The 19468-nt window shown below is 55.1% G+C and carries 16 protein-coding genes; 6 read left to right on the forward strand and 10 right to left on the reverse strand.

The genetic code is table 11. The features are described 5' to 3' along the window. The first annotated feature begins 57 nt into the window (after positions 1 to 57). From J3A98_RS10840 to J3A98_RS10855, 4 genes are all read left to right on the forward strand, one after another. Entirely contained in the window at positions 58 to 1443 is a 1386-nt protein-coding gene (locus J3A98_RS10840; RefSeq protein WP_209966052.1) for an ATP-binding protein, read from the forward strand. Positions 1444 to 1590: 147 nt separating this feature from the next. Next, positions 1591 to 5943 (forward strand): ATP-binding protein, encoded by a 4353-nt coding sequence (locus J3A98_RS10845; protein WP_209966054.1) that lies wholly within the window; start codon positions 1591 to 1593, stop codon positions 5941 to 5943. Then, positions 5940 to 7385, forward strand: coding sequence for a hypothetical protein (locus tag J3A98_RS10850; RefSeq protein ID WP_209966056.1), 1446 nt, complete (start codon positions 5940 to 5942; stop codon positions 7383 to 7385). The genes J3A98_RS10845 and J3A98_RS10850 overlap by 4 nt, the downstream gene beginning before the upstream one ends. A gap of 318 nt (positions 7386 to 7703) precedes the next feature. Next, complete coding sequence (locus tag J3A98_RS10855; RefSeq protein ID WP_209966058.1) at positions 7704 to 8324, forward strand: hypothetical protein; 621 nt, start codon at positions 7704 to 7706, stop codon at positions 8322 to 8324. A gap of 406 nt (positions 8325 to 8730) precedes the next feature. Here the strand turns inward: J3A98_RS10855 and J3A98_RS10860 are convergent, their stop codons facing one another. From J3A98_RS10860 to J3A98_RS10870, 3 genes are all read right to left on the reverse strand, one after another. Further along, positions 8731 to 9912 carry a Fic family protein gene (locus J3A98_RS10860; RefSeq protein WP_209966060.1) on the reverse strand — a complete coding sequence of 394 codons (1182 nt, stop codon included), beginning with the start codon at positions 9910 to 9912 and terminating at the stop codon, positions 8731 to 8733. A gap of 78 nt (positions 9913 to 9990) precedes the next feature. Then, on the reverse strand, positions 9991 to 10749 hold the full coding sequence (locus J3A98_RS10865) for an NAD-dependent protein deacylase (protein ID WP_209966063.1): 759 nt from the start codon (positions 10747 to 10749) through the stop codon (positions 9991 to 9993). Positions 10750 to 10900: 151 nt separating this feature from the next. Continuing rightward, positions 10901 to 11362: a hypothetical protein gene (locus J3A98_RS10870; protein WP_176431015.1), complete on the reverse strand. Its 462-nt coding sequence runs from the start codon at positions 11360 to 11362 to the stop codon at positions 10901 to 10903. Positions 11363 to 11504: 142 nt separating this feature from the next. Between J3A98_RS10870 and J3A98_RS10875 the strand changes: the two genes are divergently transcribed. Beyond that, positions 11505 to 11780, forward strand: coding sequence for a helix-turn-helix transcriptional regulator (locus J3A98_RS10875; protein WP_027609240.1), 276 nt, complete (start codon positions 11505 to 11507; stop codon positions 11778 to 11780). 349 nt (positions 11781 to 12129) lie between these two features. On the opposite strand, the gene J3A98_RS10880 is transcribed toward J3A98_RS10875, so the two are convergent. The 6 genes from J3A98_RS10880 to J3A98_RS10905 form a co-directional block, all read right to left on the reverse strand. Beyond that, positions 12130 to 12570: a hypothetical protein gene (locus J3A98_RS10880; protein ID WP_209966066.1), complete on the reverse strand. Its 441-nt coding sequence runs from the start codon at positions 12568 to 12570 to the stop codon at positions 12130 to 12132. 118 nt (positions 12571 to 12688) lie between these two features. Beyond that, positions 12689 to 13000, reverse strand: coding sequence for a hypothetical protein (locus J3A98_RS10885; RefSeq protein WP_209966069.1), 312 nt, complete (start codon positions 12998 to 13000; stop codon positions 12689 to 12691). A gap of 73 nt (positions 13001 to 13073) precedes the next feature. Continuing rightward, positions 13074 to 14354 carry a site-specific integrase gene (locus J3A98_RS10890; protein WP_209966071.1) on the reverse strand — a complete coding sequence of 427 codons (1281 nt, stop codon included), beginning with the start codon at positions 14352 to 14354 and terminating at the stop codon, positions 13074 to 13076. Positions 14355 to 16130: 1776 nt separating this feature from the next. Continuing rightward, positions 16131 to 16562, reverse strand: coding sequence for a DUF6691 family protein (locus J3A98_RS10895; protein ID WP_176684199.1), 432 nt, complete (start codon positions 16560 to 16562; stop codon positions 16131 to 16133). 1 nt (position 16563) lies between these two features. Further along, positions 16564 to 17001, reverse strand: a complete 438-nt coding sequence (locus J3A98_RS10900; RefSeq protein WP_176684200.1) for a YeeE/YedE family protein — start codon at positions 16999 to 17001, stop codon at positions 16564 to 16566. Positions 17002 to 17136: 135 nt separating this feature from the next. Next, positions 17137 to 18027: a universal stress protein gene (locus J3A98_RS10905; RefSeq protein WP_209966073.1), complete on the reverse strand. Its 891-nt coding sequence runs from the start codon at positions 18025 to 18027 to the stop codon at positions 17137 to 17139. A gap of 319 nt (positions 18028 to 18346) precedes the next feature. On the opposite strand from J3A98_RS10905, the gene J3A98_RS10910 reads away from it, so the two are divergent. Continuing rightward, a complete protein-coding gene (locus J3A98_RS10910) occupies positions 18347 to 18772 on the forward strand; it encodes a potassium channel family protein (RefSeq protein ID WP_209966075.1) in 426 nt (141 codons plus the stop codon). A gap of 42 nt (positions 18773 to 18814) precedes the next feature. Here the strand turns inward: J3A98_RS10910 and J3A98_RS10915 are convergent, their stop codons facing one another. Beyond that, positions 18815 to 19372 (reverse strand): Hsp20/alpha crystallin family protein, encoded by a 558-nt coding sequence (locus J3A98_RS10915; protein WP_209966077.1) that lies wholly within the window; start codon positions 19370 to 19372, stop codon positions 18815 to 18817. Positions 19373 to 19468: the final 96 nt, after the last annotated feature.

Below are 19468 nucleotides of genomic sequence, written 5' to 3' on the forward strand. Positions count from 1 at the left end.
TCGCGGTGACGTAGCCACATACCTGTCGGAGGAATCGCATTAACCAAGGATATGTGTGTGGCTATACGGAATGTAGACCAGGATCGGTTTGTCGAGATCCTTCAGTCAAAGCTGTCAGTGCGCTCTCCGATCAAAACCATCGAACGGCTTTTTGGCCGAGAACGCGAATTGGAGTTGGTCGAAGAAGCCCTGTTCGACCAAGGCGGTCACGTATTCATTTACGGTGATCGGGGCGTGGGCAAGTCTTCACTTGCGGCATCGGTGGCCGCTCAGTACCAGAGCAGCGACAACGAACCCATCCAGATACCCTGTGGCAAGGACACATGTTTCTATAAGACGATCGAGGAAATCGCAGAGCGCATCTTGCGCCGAGCGGGCGGACGGCGGAGCCTGGAATTCACGCATACGGTCAATCTGAAATTCTACACGTTACAGGTTAAAGACCAGGTGAAAAGCATCAGCCTTCCGCCTATCGACTCGATGTTTTCCGCCGTGGATGTGATGGAAGAGGTGGTGGAGGTTCACTCTGAGCGGCCGGTTGTGGTCATCGATGAGTTCGACCAGATCGAATCTGTCTCCGAGCGCGCCAAATTCGCCCATTTCCTCAAAGATCTCGGTGACCGAGGCGTCAACGTTAAATTCATTTTCACCGGTATCGCGACATCGTTGTACCAGCTGCTGGGCGATCATGAATCCAGCTTTCGACAGCTTTTCACCCTGCATCTGGAGCGTCTGTACTGGTCATACCGGGAAGACATTGCCTACAGCGCTATTGAGGCATTCGGCCTAGACGTCAATGAAGAGATCGTGCACTCGATTGCACGCATCAGTAATGGCTTCCCTTACTTTGTTCATCTGCTGACGCAGAATTTACTGTGGGCAGTTTTCAAAGATGAGCACGAAGTGTCGCGCATTGAGCGGCGACATTTCGATGCTGCCATTGCTCGTTCCATTATCGGCATCAGTGGTCGCCTACAGCGCCCCTACGACAGTGCGGTGCTGCACAAAGGCCACGATTACCTGCTGGCATTGTGGGCTACCGCCGATTCCGAGGATACCGTTCGCTATGCTGATAATATTTTTAAATCCTACCTCAGGATCAACCGACAGCTGTTTGGTACGGACCCGGCCGAGGCTGATCAAGCACCGCTTCAGCCCGCCGAATTCAAGAAGATCCTGAAGAAGTTTCTACGCAAAGACTGTGGCGAAGTTCTTGAACTAGTCGAAGGTCGAGAGCACATGTATTCGTACCGTGAAAACCTTCTGCGAGGCTTTGTGGCATTGAAGGCGCAAGAAGCTGGTATTGAACTGCAAGGTGATCAACCTGATGAGCCGCGCATACCTACGGCCATGGCGAAGTCTCGCTTCAGTGGCGGCCAAGGACGGTTATCGGCATACGCAGCAGATCCTTCCAAGCACGTCAAATTCCGATCTGAGCATTGAGCATTTAGGGTACCGGCAAAGCCTCATCAAAAACCTCGCACAGTTTGCAAGTCGTACACACGCCAGAGGCTGAAACACTTGGTTAGGTCCACATTGTTTTGAACAAGTCGCTGACGGTTCAGCGGCTCACACACAGGCCTCATCGGTATGAAAGTTGGTATCAAACGAAGCGCGATTCCTGCCAGTGGTTACCTGTATCAGACATTGGTCGGAATTCAGCTCTTGTGTGACTGGCTCGATTCGCCCTCCCTGTATGAGTGGGTCAAATTCGAGGCGGACGATGAGCGCGAAGCTCAAGGTTTAGATGACATCGTGGCTCAGCGACCCGATGGCAGTGTTGAGTTCATCCAAGTTAAGTTCACCGTTGACGGTTTTGATCCAGGCAATGCTCTGTCATGGGATTGGCTTACGCGTCGCAAAGGGCAACGCGGCAAGTCCTTGCTGGAAAAATGGGCGGGAGCATTCTTTCGCGTTGGCTTAGCGCGTCTGAGTAGGGCCAGACTGATCACCAATAGGCGGCCGGATGCGACCTTCGCCTTGCACCTGGTTGACAACAAAGTACGCTGGAGTTCCTTACCGGAAGCGCTACGCGAAGAGCTAATGCCGCACCTAGGCGGCACAGGGAACGCCGAGCGCTTCTTTGAGCATTTTGAGTTTTTGCATAGTTTTGCAGGCTATGAATCGCTTACCGCCACGGTTGCTTCAGCTCTGGAGGGCAAGCACACCGATCACCTCGGCTGGCTCAACCTGCTGCGCCGCTCTATTGAATGGAGTATACATAAAAGTTCGCCTGCTCCTGACGGGCGGATCACGCTGGAGGTACTACGAAGCACCATCTCCGAGCGGCAACCTCGCCCTTTGGATCAAGAGTTTCGGGTTCCACCAGGATACCTTCCGCCTGACTCTCAGTTTGCCGACGCATTCGTCGACGAGGTACAGAGCACTTGCTGGAATGAGCGCGTCCTATGGGGGGCGCCAGGGCAGGGGAAGAGCACGTTCTTGAGCTACCTCTGCGAGCAACTCAGCGCTTTAGGGTATCCGGTCATACGGCACCACTATTTTCTAGACCTTCAAGACACCTCTGAGAGATTCACTCTGAAAAGTGTCGCGCGATCGATGATGACCCAACTGGCGAGTGAATTTCCAACAGATATTGCGCGCCTGAAAAAGGAGCCTGAGCATCTGCGCAGTTGGCTTGAGGTCTGCGGGCAAGCAAGCTTGGCACAATCGAAGCGATTGATTGTGATTGTCGATGGACTCGATCACGTTTGGCGTGAAAATGACGAACAGATCTTGCCGCTCAATGAGCTATTCAACCAGCTGCTTCCAGCACCACACGGGGTTGCCTTGATCCTTGGTACACAACGTGTGAGTGACCAGCACCTGCCGCGGCGGATGAATCGTCATCTTGGTTCCGAAGCGTGGATAGAGCTTCCGCGCATGCAAATGACCTCAATCATCTCATGGCTTCGTAGCCAGCACGAAGCTGGTGTCTTCCAACTACCTGAACCTGAAGCGGTTGCACAGCAATTGACGCCAATCGCCGAAGCGCTCATGACCGCCAGTGAAGGCCACCCTCTGGTGCTCACTTACTTGTTCATGAAGGTCGCTCATGGACATCGCGTCATCTCGCCAGCAGCAATCCGCGGAGTGGACATTGCGCCGCACGGCGACCTACAGGGTTACTACAAAACTCTGTGGCAACAATTGTCATGGCCCGTACGCGACGCGCTGCACCTTCTAGCTGAGGATTCCTTCATCTGGCCCGCAGGCGCACTTGAGCTTTGCTTGGAGCTCCGAGGTGTCAACTTAGAGGTTGAAATTGGTCACCTGCTGACTACCGTCGACGCGGGGCTGAAGGCGTTTCATGGCAGCCTGTATGTGTTCATCACACAGCAATCCGACCACCGAGATCGACTGGGCATTTTGCGTCCGAAAGTGAAGGTATGGCTTGCCACGCAGGCCTCCCCGTATCTGCGCTGGGCTTGGCTATGGCTTTACGAGGCACACCAGGGTTGCACCGACAACCTGCTTAACGAAACAACCAGGCAATGGGTGCTGAAGTCACTCACCAACGCCTGCGAAATTGGCCAGATTGTTCGCATTTTGGAAGCAGCCGAGTCAGTAGCATTTGAGGCAGGAGACTTTCAGACGGCCATTGGCAAAAGAGCCCTCAAGCATCGAGTGGAGGAAGGGCTTCCCTATCAAGTAGAAGATGCCGAGTACCTGCGTGAACAGGCACTCCAGTTGACTACTGACCCTTACCCGACACTACTGCTGGCCTCGCGTCTAAATCAGTCAAGTCTACATGCCCAGCAGCAACTGGCTTCTCTGTATCTGGCATTGGGTCAGGTAGAGCGAGCGAGGGAAGTGCAGGAACGGATGCGTATCAGAATTAACGATAGGGTAAAAGCCAAGGCCTTCAAAGCTCGGGACTATGGTCAAGCCATCGCTCGATACTTGCAGGTCGCTGCCGGCACAGGACGCTACGACCCAGCAAGGGTACTCACAATATTGCGCCGACAGCCAAATTCCACGGAGCTATTCGAGCGTTTCCTGATCACAGCGAGCAAGGCTGACGATCTGGAGCGCGTCATTGCTTTTGTCGACCTACCCATGCCTTTGGCTTTACGGCGGGTGTTAGAAGTCCACGCCGTACGAGTTGCAGCCTGGGCTAGCGCTCGACTTCACAGTTGGCAACAGTTCAAACGTCTAACCAAGCATCCACTTTCGATCTGCTGGGGGTTGTTGTACCAGCCTGAATTTGCACCTCGCATCCCTCACCGAGCGATCCATGCGACCATGGCTGCTGGGTCTGAGAACAATGACGAGCAGGGTCTTGCTCGATATTTGCACTATTTTTTCTTTGCTGTGTTGGCCCGAGGTCTGGCGGGCACTGATGATAATGTTGTGCCGGAAGCACAGAGTCAACGACCGTGGCTTGCAGGGGCCTTGCTGGCGCTAGAAACTGCGGCCAGTGCCGTTGCAACAGAATTGGTTCGAGGCGGGCATGTAGTCGCCTCAGTGCTTTACAGTCTTGATCTTGGCGAGCGGCCTGCGCACAGCGACCACGAGGCATGGAGTGATCTGCGCGCCATGCGCCGAGCACTGGTGCTCATCACTGCAGATGTATTCCTTCTCACGCGCGCCAGGTCGGGATTACAGCACATCCCTGCGAAGGAATGGGAGAAGTGCAAGGTTTCGCGTCTGTTCGCGCTGGAGCACTGGCAAGAGGACTTCCTCATGTGCGGCTATCGCTTGCTCGATGATGCGACCGCGCAAGACTTCATAGCGGAGCGGGCCGGGAAAATTCGCAGCACAGTTGCTCCCTTCAATGAGCAAGCCTCATCGCTCGTGGCCCTCTGTAGCTGGGCAACTAGCTATGGTCTTACAGATTTAGCTCATGAACTTCTCGAGCAAACCTACGCTTACGCTATCGGCTACGGTTGGAGAAAAGACCCCAGTTTGGCGGGGGTCCTCGAAGTAGTGGCTGAAATAGCCAAGCGCGATCCTGCATATGCAGTAAGACAAGTCCGTCGGCTAGCCCCAATTTTTGAACAGATTGATGCCATGACGGAAGATTCAGGGTCACGGCCATGCGATCTCGCTGCGTTGCTTTGGCAGCTGTTACCCGATATCTATGTGCGCTACTACCAGCATTTTTTGGATAGGAGTGAGTGGTACTACGCGGATTGCACATTCTCAGTATTGGCCGAGCACATTGACCTTTCACCTGAGAGCACGCCAGCATTGAGTATAGCTCTCGGTGAGCAAACGGTGTCAGCGCTACGGACCCGGGCACAAAAGATGGAAAACCCAGCTCTGCTAGCCAAAGTACGGTTGTGGGGCGGCGCGCTGGTTTCAGACTCGAGAGCTAATAATTTCGCGCATGATCAAGTTGACAGGGAAAGTCAAATGGTCGATCCACAACGCTATCCGCCCACACAGCTACGTCAATTTCTGGCGCACGTGCATGCTACGATTGACTATCAGCACCGCTCAGCAATGAGTCAAAACTGGTTGGCGCACTGGGAGCATCAAGGCAATGGAATGGAGGTGTTGCAGGCGCTCGAGGAACTACTGGACGACAAAAGCTCAAGCTCCCACTTCAGCGAACTTCTTGATCCTGCGTTTCATTTGTCGCTGCGTCTGCAGGGGGCGAAGCGTGCCTTTATGTGGCTTATTCGAGCGCACCAGTATCGCTATGGGTGGTCGGAACGTTACCACGGTTACGACGAGTCATTACGGCGTTTGGAGATACTTGGCGAGTATTATCCTTCGCGCTGGAAAGAATTTTTGGCGAAATCGTCGCTGCCGCCACCGGGCGCGTACGTGAAAGCCAGGGTTATCCCAGATACAGGACTAGTGCGCCTATTAATAGCAGTAGGTGAGTTACAGCAGGCCAAGGATGTCCTGTCAACCTTAATTGACATTCTGATCGAGGAGTTCAGTGTGCAACCGCTGGCTCCGCCGCAATGGTGGCCGGAGCTCAACCAATGAACGCTAAACAAATTGCCATTATTGCAACGGCACGTCTTGGACTACCCGTTCCCACGGGGAAATTGTTTTTGCTTCACAGCCTCGCGCATGCACTCAAGCACCCTCAGACTGAGGCAGTCTACGCGGATGCTATTGTGGAATGGTTGGCGTCACGCGAATTAGAATCGGAATGCCTGGAAGGGCTGGCCATCTTTCTATTGGCGCCACCCGCTACAGAACTCTTGGCGCGCGTCCAAGGTGCGATTAAGTGGCCGTCCTTGGCATCGGCTGCGCTTTTATCGATTATCTCGAGCGGCTCTACTGGGCTTCAGGATTGGACCCAGGCACATTCAGGTAGGGCAACCCTCAACGAAGATCTCAGCAAGGCTGAAGAAGCCTTAGCGAGCTGCACTTTTATACCTCCAGTATTTCTTCATGAAGTACAGGCGCTTGAGTCTGGCTCTGGATACCCCTTTGTTCGACAGTGGGCTTTTGAGTACAGCGCCATCAGTAAGCGTGTCAGTAACACTAGCGATGGCCATTTCAGTTACTTCTTGAATGGTCAGCATGATCATGTCGGGCAATTTGTTGGTAGGCAGGGGCATCTGGCCAGGTCGGCCTTTTTGAGGGTTTTGGCGTTCGCTGTGGAGAAGTGGGATATGCCCGAGGAGACTGCTTACCACTATGCCCAGACGGCTTTTCCAGCAGAACCGCTGTTCCTAAAATTCTTGCCTGGGAGCGATCCTGCATGGTTGGGAAGCGCACCTCTGACTGCGGAGGGGGGCACTGAATCTGCCGAACAGTTGGTCGTAGATAGTATCGATCGCGTGGAAAACGCTATCAATGGCCGGGTTATGCATTTGTCAATGAATGTTGTCGATGGGCCTGAACGGCAAGTGGAGCTGGAGGTGTTTACCGTTTTTGCGGGCGAGGCAGTGAATGCAGAGCAAGTATTAAGGATTTATACAGGCATGTTGGGAAGGCTGACGCTGGCCCGCGATGATATGCGAGCATTCGTTTCCCCTGTACTGCCGGCGTTTTTTGTGGAAAAGTTCAACTACGCCCCTGCGTTACTGCCGCTAATTGGTCCGTGCGTAGGTTACTTGCAGAACGATTTCGTCAGTCGAACCCCTTACATTCCCTTCTCATCTGCATCCTTGCCTGCAATCGAGTTGCGGCCCGGCGAGGGCGGCGGGGCATTAACCTCAAGCGGCCAGGTAGTCGGACATTTTGCTTTTTGGCATCGGAAATGGCAGCCGACACATAAAAGAAATTGGCCAAGTCCCACGGGATGTTGCACCTACCTTACGCGTGATGCCGCCGAGCGTCAGGCAACTGACCATGCAGGCAAGGCGCTATATGTCTGGAAACTAACGACGTGGACTCGAAAAACTGAGTACGAGGAGTGGGAGGAATCTGTACTGTTCGGATCCGGCCCTGTACTTGAAAGACCCGGGGCTTGAAAGAGTATATCATGGGCGAGAAGAGCATCTCCCGCTGCTCGCTGGCAGCGACGCCCTTGATGGCAACCGCACAGGGTTCGATCAAGTCGTGTTCGGCCTAGTACCTGGTCCGTTGCGCCTTAAGCCAAGGCGCAATTTTTTCCAGTACTGATATCCGAGCGCTATCCTTATGCGATAACTCGCAAAGCCGATCAAGTCAAGGCGGCCCCGATTGGCCAGTGCCAACTCGCACTGTTCAGCCAAGTCGTCGCTAGTTGTTGCGCGGGCCGCCATGGCGGGTGGCCGGCACAAAAGTAATCATGAAAAATAGGAAGCAGCATGGATTTTAGCACTATCTTTAAAGTTGTTGTCGCGATCAGCGCAATACTGGGTGCCGCCAAGGTGATTTATGAATTTACACTCGGTGGACATACTCGGCGCCGAGAAGAGTACCGGTTCGCTAAAGAGTTTCTCTATGACCTGTACAGGGCCGATGATGTCGACAAACTGCACCCACTAGCCGTCGAGCGTGGCTTCTATGCGATTGCCGGGACATCCAGCATCAATGCAGACGATGTGGAATACCTGCTCACGCTTTCATCGCCGGATAAAGCCTTGAAAGATTATGTCCTCTCGCAAGTCTGCGTGGAGATAGACCACAAAACGCAGCGAGTAAAGTACCGAGACAAGTACGCCAGCACTTTCGCACGATCTTGGCGGAAGGTCTGGTGGCTGTTGATTTACTTCGTCGCCTCTTTACTCGCGGCTTCACCCTTGGTTTTGACCGGTCCTCTGGGCCTTCCTACCCAGTTCATGTGGCTGGCAGTAGTCACCATTCCCTGTGGCGGCCTGTACGCCTACCTAGCATTGAGGGATTTCATCAAGATCACCCGCGCTGAAGCCTTAGTGAAGGATCACAAAAAACACACCCCCGCCATTCAAGTGGGTCACGGTAAATAGGGTGGAAGTGTCAGCGCTCGATTGTGGCAGCGGCACGCAGGGAGTAAAACGCTCATCACCTGCCCGCCGCAGTTGCACGAGAGTTGGTGCGCTGCATCGAAGATTGGCAGGGTTATCCAGGGGATCGCGCTGCTGGCATTTGCCGACAGTGCCGCCCATGAGCTGAGAAGTCGGCTGATCGCTGACCAGCAGGGTGCGCCTTTGGCCACCCGCATAGACGTCGACGATAGATAGCTCATCCTCAATGATCTCGTGGTGTCTATTGTCCATCGACTTACCCGGTATACCAGCAAGGATGGCAATTACCGGCTGCGGCCAGCAAAAATTGAAAGCCTCCGTGCGAGTCACGCTGTAACGGCTTAGCTTTGAGTTAGCTACTCGATAACCAAAATGCTCGGGGGGCAAACTACCAGAGAGAGGGGAACAGAAAATCTATCGCGTGCCGCGAAAGCTTCAGGGATACCGACTGACGGCAGTCCAAAGTGATCAGCCGCTCTAAACACATCTGGCTTAGTAGGCTTTGCGTGGTAGCCTCATCGAGACCTAGGCGCGCGCGGATATCGTTGCGTTGCTGGTCACCCAGGCAGAGAAGCGTTTTGTAGATATCACGGCACTTCATCTGCAGTTCAGGCAGGTGCTCGCCCTTACTGCCTGACAGTGCGCAGCGGCTCCGCATCTCAAAATAGCCGTCGATCCGATCATTTAGCCTTTCCGGCTCCAGCAGCTTACTGAAGTACTGCAACTGCTCAAGTGCTGTCTCAGTGAAGAATCTAGTCCAGCGCCACAAACCGCTATCCGAAAGTTCGCCACGGCCGTCTAATCCGCCTTGGCGCTGAGCATCCGCAGCGCGCAGCATCTCGTAATAGGCGGCGATATTGCGAGCGAACCCACGGCTCATGGACCACAAGCCAGACCCACTCAAGCCAGCAGCCTTGAGGTACTGATCTGTGAATAGGCGACCCGTACGACCATTGCCGTCCATGAATGGGTGGATCCACATCAGGCGGTGGTGGGAGGCAGCAGCGGCTAAAAGCCGCGATTGCCCATGGATCCAATCTAGACGGTACACGCGCGCAAAGTCGTTGAGGTGCGACTGCATCTGCTGCGAAGTAGGGGGGATGTGTTGGCCAACGCGGACCTCACATTTGCGAAATTCACCAGGGACCATGCGCGCGGAAATCGCTGGCTCGGATGATTGCATTTCCAGCATCCGTTCAGGCACGCCAACATAGAGTTCGCGATGTAGGCGTGCGATTGTGACCTTCGCACACACGGTGACTTTGTTGATTGGCTCATTGACAAGCCGGCGCTGGGCGTCAATGTGGCGTTTAACCTCTTGCAGGCCTTGGTCGCCTTCGATCTCATGAGTACTCTCCTCGGCCCTCAGAATGTCGATCGGTGCGCTTGAATTCCCCTCGATCTTGTTGCTGTAGTACGAATTTACAAGCTGTACCAGATTCATCATAGGCACGCGTAATGGGGCTGGAATCCCGGTGTGAAGGGCCTCGTCGAGCCTCATGATCTGGATGATTTGTTCCAGCAGCTCCTCCGTGGCCTTGTCTTGGGTGATGTACGGAGTGAATGCCATTGCCACATAGTCCTTTGCACAGCTAGTTATAAAGGCTTAGAACGTTTCAAAGCTTTCTCCTTGCCGGGTAGTGGATGGTCATGTCAACGCCAGAGCAATCAGCTGTGGCAGTATTTTCTCAGCAGGGCCTATCAGCATGATCTCGTTCGGCCCATTCATGGATACATCTACGTTATTGACGTGTACGACCACTGCACCAGAAGCTATCGCGATATCTGGTAAGTCAGCAGCAGGCCTTACCACACCGGATGTCCCGATCGAAAGCATGACGTCACACTGTCGTGCTGCTCGGCTGGCGGTTTTCCATGCGCCTGGCGGAAGATCTTCACCAAACCACACCACAGCTGGACGCAAGCGGCCGTTGCATCGTCGGCAGCGGGGCGGTTCTATCAATGCGCCTTCCGCTGGAATGCTCGGAAATTCCAGCGATCCCGCGACAAAGCGATGACAGGTGAAACACTTGGGAAGCGTCAGGCTGCCATGGAGATGAAGCACGTCCTGATTGCCCGCCCGCTCGTGCAGGTCATCAACGTTCTGAGTGACCACAGTGACATTCCGACCGCTGCCAGATAACCGGTGGATCGCCTGATGTGCCGCATTGGGCAGAGCTTGCGTGACCTGCTGGCGCCGCCATAGGTACCAGCCCCAAACCAGCGCCGGATTTTCGCGAAATGCCTTCGCGGTTTCTAAGCGTTGAGGGTCTTGGCGCTCCCACAACCCGGTTAGTCGGTCGCGAAAAGTCGGAATGCCGCTGCCAGCAGAAACGCCAGCGCCGGTAAACACCATGATATGTTGCGCATCCCGCAATGCGTCTGCCGCTTTTGCTAAGGTGTCCATGAGCACTCATCATCGTAACGCGTGGTAGGGAAGGCTGCCAGGAGAGCGGCCGCGGGAGGCATCGGATCAGTGAACAGCCAATTCGATGGCCTTGCGCCGAAAAACCCAAGTGTGGAGGCTTCACCGTTCAACGACGGTGTGCGTTCCTGCATCAAAAATGCGCGTACAACTGCGGTTCGTCAGCAGACTTAGGTGGAGGGGCCGTGCTGGTGATTCGCGCTTTCAGGTTTCGCGCCGAGTACAACGCGTGTGACCGTTTCCGCAGGCGTAAATCGAGATCCCCTAATTTGTAGGTGGCCACCGCAGTCTCGTAAATCACTGCGCTTTGCGAGGACTCAAGTCCACGGTGAATCACTATCTTACGAAGCTCTTCCAGGCTCCAGTGCGGACGTCCGGTGATGGAAGGAGGGCATAGCATTTGTACCTGCGCGATCTCGACGCCCGTTGCCTGAGACAGGAAGACGTTGAGTTCGTAGGCATCTTCAACCACAGCTGCTCGCTCGCTCTCACCGTTGAAAAGCGGCCGCAAGGTTACCCAAAAGCACATCCCTTCAATTTCACAATAGGAACCCGTACGGACAGTACGGGTGTGAGATTCGGACAAATAGATCAAAACGGGCTCCACTGAGCGCTGCATACCCCTAGGCGACCAGTCACCAGGGCTGGAAAGCTCAAATTATCCCACAATGAACACTATAGATTGTAGCCCTATCGTGTTCGATAGCGCTTCATCATTCCTTTTATGAGGAATGATGATGGAAATCCGTGAATCCCTGGGTGAGGCACTGCGGCGCATGCGCATTCTTCACGGCCTGACCCAGGAAGATTTTGGAGTAGTCAGTAGTAGGACCTACGTCAGCACCCTCGAACGCGGACTCAAGGCGCCAACTATTCAAAAAATTGAAGAGCTGGCCGGCCGCATGGGTGTCCACCCACTCAGCCTCATCGTATCTGCGTACCTTATCCAGAATCCGGATGTGGGCATCGACGGGCTGATCAAACAGGTGAAAAAAGAGGCGCTCAAGCCTTGACCGTCGTTCCAGCGTCGAAAATGAGCGCTATAGTGTTCACGCCACCCTGAATCGACTACCATCGCTGCTCACTGAAACCCGCTTCGGGGAGCAGCGTAGCTATGCGTAGATCATTCCATGGCTAAGGTGGCCCCTTCTACATCCAAATGCCTATGGCCACCGTCGCTGCTCTCCATTTTTCAATTGGCCTGTACAGAACACCTGTCGAGAATCGTGGAAGATTCCTGACTAGCACTGCCGAAGACTGCCGGCCAGAAGCCTGGATGGAGGAGGGCGTCGCTAAATAAAGCGGTTTTGTCTCTTGGGTATAGCGAGCGAGCTGCGGCGATGGGCCTCGCTACGAGCACCGCTAGCCATGCAAGACCCCATCTATCTCGTCCTGTGCGGCTTGAACCACCGCGTCGGGGTCGGAGGATATGAAGTCCTTCGGCAGCTTACCGCCCAGATACGAATTGGATGATTCGAACCATAACGCCATGCCCCAGCCATTCAGCCTGGTGGCCAGCACAGCGATGACGCGCTGCATTCCCTGGGCCGCATTGGCCAAGGTGCAGGCATCGATGGCAAAACGTGGAAAGTACTCCACGCCCTCATAGGTGATAGAGAAGATCACACCGTCTAAATACCGGCCAGGAGTGCCGGCGCTGAGTTGCTCAGCTAACGCCGGCAACAGCGCATTTAGCTCAGCCCAGGTCAGCCAATCTCCGCTGGCCATGACTCTGGATTGTGCCTTGGACTGGAAAATCGCCTCTCGGCCGGCAATATTCCTCGCCTGTCGAATTTCGCGCATCTGCGAGACCCTCCTTAAGAATCAGGGGGTAGGGGATGTCAGCAACCCGTTCTGAGCTGCCCGCTGAGAGATAGACCACCACCAATTCGGATCCACCGGCTGACTGAGGGTCGACCACTCAACGGCGGCCGGTGTCCTGGAAGTAGTCGTCCTGGGCAACCAGGCCCAAATCACCGCCCTCAGCCGTCGGTTCATCACTGAACAGCTGTTGAACGCGACGCTCCTGCTTCACGTACGCCAGGGTCTGGAAAAAGCAGTGCTCGCAGAGGTGTACCTCGAATCGCTGGCCGTCGTATTCGCTGCCATACCCCCAGCGGGCTTGTAGGGTTCCATACTGGTAACTGCCCGCAGCCAGGCGCGTAGAACTACCGCAGACGTCACACGTGACATCAGTGATGCACTCAATCTCGACCCGCCCGGTAATTTTCACTGTGAATTCCTAGAAAATGGCTTCGTGCCATGTTGGACGGCAGGCTGGCGATCGGCGACCAGGTGATTCGAGCTCAACCGCGGTCACGCATGCCAATGCGCTTAACCGAATGTGCGCGCTCCTGATCATGCGTGTGATAATAGGTGTTCTGGGTTGTACTGAGGTTGCTGTGACGCAAATCTTCCTGCAGGTCCTTAGGATTGCGCAGCGGCGCGTCAAAGGTGGCCGAAGTGTGACGCAGCCAGTGCGCGGACGCACAGCGCAGACTTTCCATCTCGTGGTTCGCGCGGCCTTCGCTGCGCATCTTCTCTACGGCTTTATCAAACACGGTTTGGAGGAGGGCGCGGATCTGTCGATCAGACAAACCGGCGCGGCCGTTGAGCGTGGTGATCAGCGGCGTAGTTTCTCCTAGATGAGGTAACTCGGGAAGTCCCAGGAATCGCCGATAACGTTTCAAATAGCGCTCTACGTAGATATCCCGCACGGCAATCTTCGCCGCCTTGTTGCCTTTACCCACGGCGAAGTACCACCAATTGCCTTCATCATCTAAACGGAAGTCACCCATGGTGGGTTTCCAGTTTTTACGACCGGTGAGATCGGAAACCCGCAGGTACATGGCGAACAGCGTGGCAACAATAAATAATGTTCGCTCATGCCGCTCCGGTTCGGCGTTCGCCATTGCTTCAACGGTATCCAGGACAAAGTCCCACTGCAGCGGCGTAAGTGCCCGCGAAGTAGTAACTTCCAGCACTTGCGTGGAGAATCGGTTGCCTTTTTTAAGGAGCCGAAAGGGATTCGTTTGAGCGAAGCCATCCTCCACAAGAAACTCATAGAACCGGCTGCAGACCGTATACACCTGGTTCAATGTGCCATTCGCAGCATGATACTCCTGGGTGCTCGGAGTTTCTGCAGCGATCACCTTGCGCGACTTGGTATTAAACGGATGCCATTTGGGGTTGGGGATGTAGGCCTCGCGGGCATCGAGCGCGTGCGGGTTACTGACGAACCGGCTGCGGGTCACCGGACCCATCCAGTCATCTGGCGGGTTTCGACAGAAACTCAGATAGTCTTGGGCATCCTGGCGCTTGAGCTGGTTCAGTGGTTTGCCTTGGATCAGCAGCGCCCACAGCAGTAAGCGCTCGGTATGACTGCGGTACGAGTTGAACGTCTGGGCGTTGTCGGAAAAGGCGCGCAGAAACGCGCGTACCGCGGCGTAACCGCGGTCAGCCTCCAGTGCGGCGTCACACTCGTCCAGAAAGGCGCCGACGCAGGCCAGCGGTGAGCCGTGCAAACTGAAGTCTTGCTCGATGAAGTTATCGTGGGTTTCGAACAAGGGTTGGGGTGCGCGCGCCATGAAATACCAGCCAGAATTTTGAAGACAATAGACTTCCAGTTATGACAGTAATCGGAAGTTCGAAGCTATTCGAGGAATTTAGCCTCAGTAGATCGATGGTAGCGGCATGCTCCTCGCGGCGCAAGACTGACTGACGGAAGCCTCAAATGCAAAAGCATTGAAGTCCTTATGAGAACTGAATTTTCTGCGGAGCGCTATTGTTTAATTATGAGAACTTCCTGCGTCGGGTTTTTCTCGTAATTAAACATTTTCCTGACAGGATGATAGAGAGGCCCGTCGCACCTGCGCTGACTGGCATGTAGAAGACAGTGTAGGACTGCATATGCAGAGCCCGCGCGTCAGACGGAATTTCTCATTAATAGGCACCATCCCGCCGGGGATTTCTCATGATTTTTGCAAAGAGCAAGCCTGTCTGTTACGGGCTTTACGTGAGGGCACCCTAGACGAAAAAGGGTTTTTCTCACCTTAGCGCAACATACGAACGGGAATTTCTCGGCATTAATGCACGCCCATTTTCGATAGTTACAAGCTGGTGCAAGTACCTGAACGGATCGTCGATACCGCTAAAGGGCTATCAATCAGCCCCATTTTTTCTCATTTACTCGCAGCGGTCCTCTCGCGGAGGCAGAATTTCAAAGCTATCTCAACGGGTTAAGGACAGACTGACGCGATTCTCATAATTTAGCGACGGGATCAGGTGTATGGTCAATTCGGGCAAAGTCTGGTTTTCGGGGGCTGGTGACAAACAAGGCGGATTCATCAAAGACCATAATTTAACATAATATGCATTATGAGCACCTTCGTATGAAGGTACCGGGCCGTGGGTTGGCCAGATTGGAAGCCCGTTCGCAGTGCGATTATCGCGGACGCGAAAAAATGACCAGTTCAGCCGGCTCCAGGTGTTGCTACCAGCAACACGCATCAGCTCCGAAGTAAGTCGCTGCAGACAGCTCTGCCGGTGGTTTTTCACGGTGAAAAAATCCACGGTGAAACTTCAGAGCCCAGATCGCACTACGATTTTCGCGGGCACCGAAATTACGCTCGCCGTTGGCTTTTCGGCCGACGTTGCGTCATTTGACCCAGTACCTGGTCAAGTTGCGGCGCGAGGTTCAACACGTCCAAGTCTACGCCTAGAACTGAATCGGCTTCGTACGGATACCGCGTGCCAGAGAACAGAGTCGACGCAGTACTTATTCATCTGTCCAACTCAAAGCCTGGTGCCAGGTGTCCAACTCAAAGCCTGGTGCCAGGCTCTGTGAATCGCACGAAACTGGCTGGCTAGGTCGCTAGGAATTGCGTTTTACAGATCAGACAAGCAGTGTCCATTACCACGTGGCTTCAGGCGCAGTCGCAGGTGCCCATCAGGATCATATTCAGATCTGGGGAACGCGGGTCAGCCTTAACCAGAAGCGACTTGAGAAACAGCTCTCAAGCGAGCGCCGGATTCCTCACAGCTGGCCAGTAACGCGTTCTATCTGGGGAACTTTTCGCTCTCACCTCAAGCGCTTGAGTTGCCTGCAGAAATGTCCGGGCTTCCTCTATAACCCAAGTATTGGGCAGTGGGACGTCATCCTTCATATGGCGTCTTAAGTGGACCTTCGCTTGGAGCTGTGGCTGGTAGCAACAGCCTGCGGCCGCATAGCATAGCGGGATAAGCTCTGGTACCCTGCCCTTATAATATGAATTTAAGGAATAACTCTACTAAATATTCATTTAGTAGAGTTGCACTCAGTAAGTGCCTGGTAATGAGTTCAATCAAGACTAATTTGTGTATCGTCAAACCCTACCCTGACGACTGCGAAAGTTTTCCGCAACATTGAACAATCCCATACCGACGAGCATCGCGATCACGAACAGCCAGGCTTGCCAGTACCCCCCGGCGAGCAACACCAACGCCGGCCCCGGACAAACGCCGGCCAACCCCCAGCCTATGCCAAAGACCAGGCTCCCACCGACAAGTCGACGGTCGATGTCACGCCTGGCAGGCAACTGTATCTTACCTCCCAGCGCAGCCGTGGTGTGACGCCGCGCCCAGGTCATAGGCAACAGTGCGGCACCTATCGCACCCACCATGACCAGTGCCAGCGACGGGTCCCACTGCCCGGCAATGTCGAGAAACCCTAACACCTTGGCGGGGTTTGCCATGCCGGATAGCAATATCCCCATGCCGAATAGCAACCCTGCAATGAAGCCACTGATCCGCTTCATTTCACGCTCCTGAAAAAAGATGCCTGACCACGAAGACCGTGGCAAAGCCGGCGGCCATGAAGCACAGTGTCGCCACTGCCGAACGGGGCGACAGGCGTGACAGGCCACAAACGCCATGGCCACTGGTGCAGCCACCGCCATAGCGAGTACCGAGGCCTACCAGAACTCCCGCGACCATAAGCAGCCAAGGCGCCATACTGAAATGAACCGGAGGCATTGCCGAGAACAGTTGCCATAAAAGTGGCGCGGCAATGAGTCCCAACAAGAAGCACACTTTTTCGCCCCGCCCTTCCCCGCCACTTTGCAGCAGAGAACCGAGCAAACCGCTGATGCCCGCGATGCGCCCGTTCGCAACGGCGAACAGCCCAGCGGCCAAACCGATCAGTGCCCCGCCTGCCAACGCCGACCACGGCGTGAAGGCAGCCATATCAACAAACATCTCAGCGCTCCATTGTCGTATTAGAGACAAAAACAGATTCCATCTTAACGCTAGAGAGCGACCTCATGACACTTCCCAGCATGCGGTGCCCGCGTCCAAGCCTGCTGCAGAAACGATAGAAGCGAAACAATAAAGTCAGCTGACCGGCGCAGACCTGATCGTCAGGATGCTGCACGGCGCATGGCTGAGAAGCCGCTCGGTGGTATCGCCGATCACCTTGGCCCAATGCCTGGCCTGCACGACGCCGACAACCACTGCATCGATCTTCAGCGTGGCGATGTAGGTCTTGATCACGCGCAGGGGCGCGCCTTCGCTGAAATACCGGTGCGTGTGGGCAACGCCATGTGCATCGGCCAACGCATCGAAAGGCAACTGCAGTGACTCGCGTAACTGGTTCGCCCAGGGGCCGGCAAGGTCAGGGTTGGCCAGCATGGCGATGGGCAGTTCGTAAGCCGAGAGCAGGTGCAACTGGCCCTTGCATTGAGCAGCCAGTTGTTGACCTGCCGCGATCAGGGCATGGTTGAGGGCATCCTTGTGTGGCGACGGGTTGGCGACATCCACTGCGACCAGAATGTTGCGGAGCATGGCTGGGGCATTCGCCGGCACGAACAACAACGGCGTCTCGCACCCATGCAGCAACGCTTGGTCTAGCGAGGTCCGGGCGATCTGCTCGAGCAGGGAGTGGCCCGGGCAGTCCTTGATCACCAGGTCAGGTGCGTAGCGGGCAATGCAGGCTGGCAGTTGATCACGCGGATTGGAGGTTTCTACGGCCTCGAAACCTGGCCGAGCCCCCACGAACTGCTGCTCATCGAGCAGCGCTTTGAGTTCGGTGCTGAAGTGCACGAATGAGACCGAAGGTACCGGGTCCTCCTGCAATTCATGACGCAGGCGCAGTTCACCCGACTCATGGATGCCCAGTACTTGTAAACTTGCACCCGACGCCGCAGACAATGCCATGGCCCAGGACAGCGCTGTATTGGCTTGGGCCTCGGTCATGATGAGCAGAATCCGGCGATACGGCGTCATGGGCACCTCCCAGCGCGGCGTTTGGGGTGTATGCGATTGTCATTATCGAAGCCGGCGCTGGTTCGTTCTTGATAAATATCAAGGCCCCCAGGCGCCATAGCGCCACTTTACGGCTGAACCGATGCGCCGTCATCGGGGCGGCCATCACTGTCCTCTACCGACTCCAGGCGCGCATCGTGGCTCGGGTTTGCCAAGGATTGATGCGCGCGATCTGGCTCGAAGCGTTCCCGCCGTTACTGCCGCAGGCCAATGAGCTACCATCCATGCGTTGGTCGACAACTTGAAATGAACCGCCACACAGGGCAAGAGTACCTTCGCGATGCTCACTGTCACGCTGATCAACATGCTGGTCGTGATACTGGTGGTGATCATTCACTACGAATGCCTGCTGCGCCTGAATGACTGGCTACCCCGCCTCAAGCTCTGGAGCCGGTTTCGCATCGTAGCGGGCGTGTTCGGCGCACTGCTGGCCCATGCGCTTGAGGTCTGGTGCTTTGCCCTGGTGTATTACCTGATGGCCCATGCCGACGGCTGGGGCACGCTCAGCGGCAATTTCGACGGGAGTTTCCTGGACTGCGTGTACTTTTCCTTCACCACCTATACCACCATTGGTTTCGGCGACATCACCCCTGACGGGCACCTCAAATACCTTACTGGCCTGCAGGCATTGACTGGCCTGGTGCTGATCACCTGGACCGCTTCGTTTCTCTTCCTGGAAATGCAGAAGTACTGGAAAGCCAAATAGAAGCCGGAGCGTCCTTGCTCCTGAAGCGTTCCCGAACGTCGTTCACTCGCTACTCTTGATCGGAATCACTTTTTCCGGGTGAATGGCTTCGGCACGCTTTGGCAGATGTAACCGCAGTACACCGTTGGCGAACTCTGCATTGATTTTTTCAGCATCGACTTCGCGGGGCAATTGGAAAACCCGCTCGAAGCTGCCGTAGTGCCGTTCTGACAGGTGATACTCCTTGCGCTTTTCGTCGCGTTCTTCCTGCTTCTCTCCGCGAATCACCACATTCCCATTGACCAGCTTGATTTCGATGTCCTTGTCGTCCACGCCTGGCAATTCGGCACTGATGCGAAATTCATCGGCCAGTTCGCTGATATCCATCGCCGGCATGCCATGGCTGAAAAGGTCGCGACGCCAGAACGGCTCTACGTCAAACGGCGTGTGGCTGAACGTGCGTAAAGGCCGGCGCCCGAAATCCTCGAACAGGCTGTCGATCTGGCGCCGTAACTGCTGGAATGGCCGCCACTGATCCGATGTTTCGGCGCTGGCCGGCGAAGCCTTGGCAGGCTGGGCGGCTGTGGGAGTATCAGGTACTTTCTTGGCTGCTTCGGACATGGCGACCTCCTCGAATGAGTTATGCCTCACTGGGAGACGCCTTGATCTTGAGCCTGCAGCTAACCCCACGCTTGACCTTTATCAACCTGCATGCGG

The sequence above is a fragment of the Pseudomonas sp. BP6 genome (genome assembly GCF_017875935.1).
Taxonomy (GTDB): Bacteria; Pseudomonadota; Gammaproteobacteria; order Pseudomonadales; family Pseudomonadaceae; genus Aquipseudomonas; species Aquipseudomonas putida_Y.

Bases quoted from the DNA above. Each gene is read 5' to 3' on its own strand.
- J3A98_RS10845 (WP_209966054.1), top strand. From the start codon at position 1,591: ATGAAAGTTGGTATCAAACGAAGCGCGATTCCTGCCAGTGGTTACCTG.
- J3A98_RS10850 (WP_209966056.1), top strand. From the start codon at position 5,940: ATGAACGCTAAACAAATTGCCATTATTGCAACGGCACGTCTTGGACTA.
- J3A98_RS10855 (WP_209966058.1), top strand. From the start codon at position 7,704: ATGGATTTTAGCACTATCTTTAAAGTTGTTGTCGCGATCAGCGCAATA.
- J3A98_RS10860 (WP_209966060.1), bottom strand. From the start codon at position 9,912: ATGGCATTCACTCCGTACATCACCCAAGACAAGGCCACGGAGGAGCTG.
- J3A98_RS10865 (WP_209966063.1), bottom strand. From the start codon at position 10,749: ATGGACACCTTAGCAAAAGCGGCAGACGCATTGCGGGATGCGCAACAT.
- J3A98_RS10875 (WP_027609240.1), top strand. From the start codon at position 11,505: ATGGAAATCCGTGAATCCCTGGGTGAGGCACTGCGGCGCATGCGCATT.
- J3A98_RS10880 (WP_209966066.1), bottom strand. From the start codon at position 12,570: ATGCGCGAAATTCGACAGGCGAGGAATATTGCCGGCCGAGAGGCGATT.
- J3A98_RS10890 (WP_209966071.1), bottom strand. From the start codon at position 14,354: ATGGCGCGCGCACCCCAACCCTTGTTCGAAACCCACGATAACTTCATC.
- J3A98_RS10895 (WP_176684199.1), bottom strand. From the start codon at position 16,562: ATGAAGCGGATCAGTGGCTTCATTGCAGGGTTGCTATTCGGCATGGGG.
- J3A98_RS10900 (WP_176684200.1), bottom strand. From the start codon at position 17,001: ATGTTTGTTGATATGGCTGCCTTCACGCCGTGGTCGGCGTTGGCAGGC.
- J3A98_RS10905 (WP_209966073.1), bottom strand. From the start codon at position 18,027: ATGACGCCGTATCGCCGGATTCTGCTCATCATGACCGAGGCCCAAGCC.
- J3A98_RS10910 (WP_209966075.1), top strand. From the start codon at position 18,347: ATGCTCACTGTCACGCTGATCAACATGCTGGTCGTGATACTGGTGGTG.
- J3A98_RS10915 (WP_209966077.1), bottom strand. From the start codon at position 19,372: ATGTCCGAAGCAGCCAAGAAAGTACCTGATACTCCCACAGCCGCCCAG.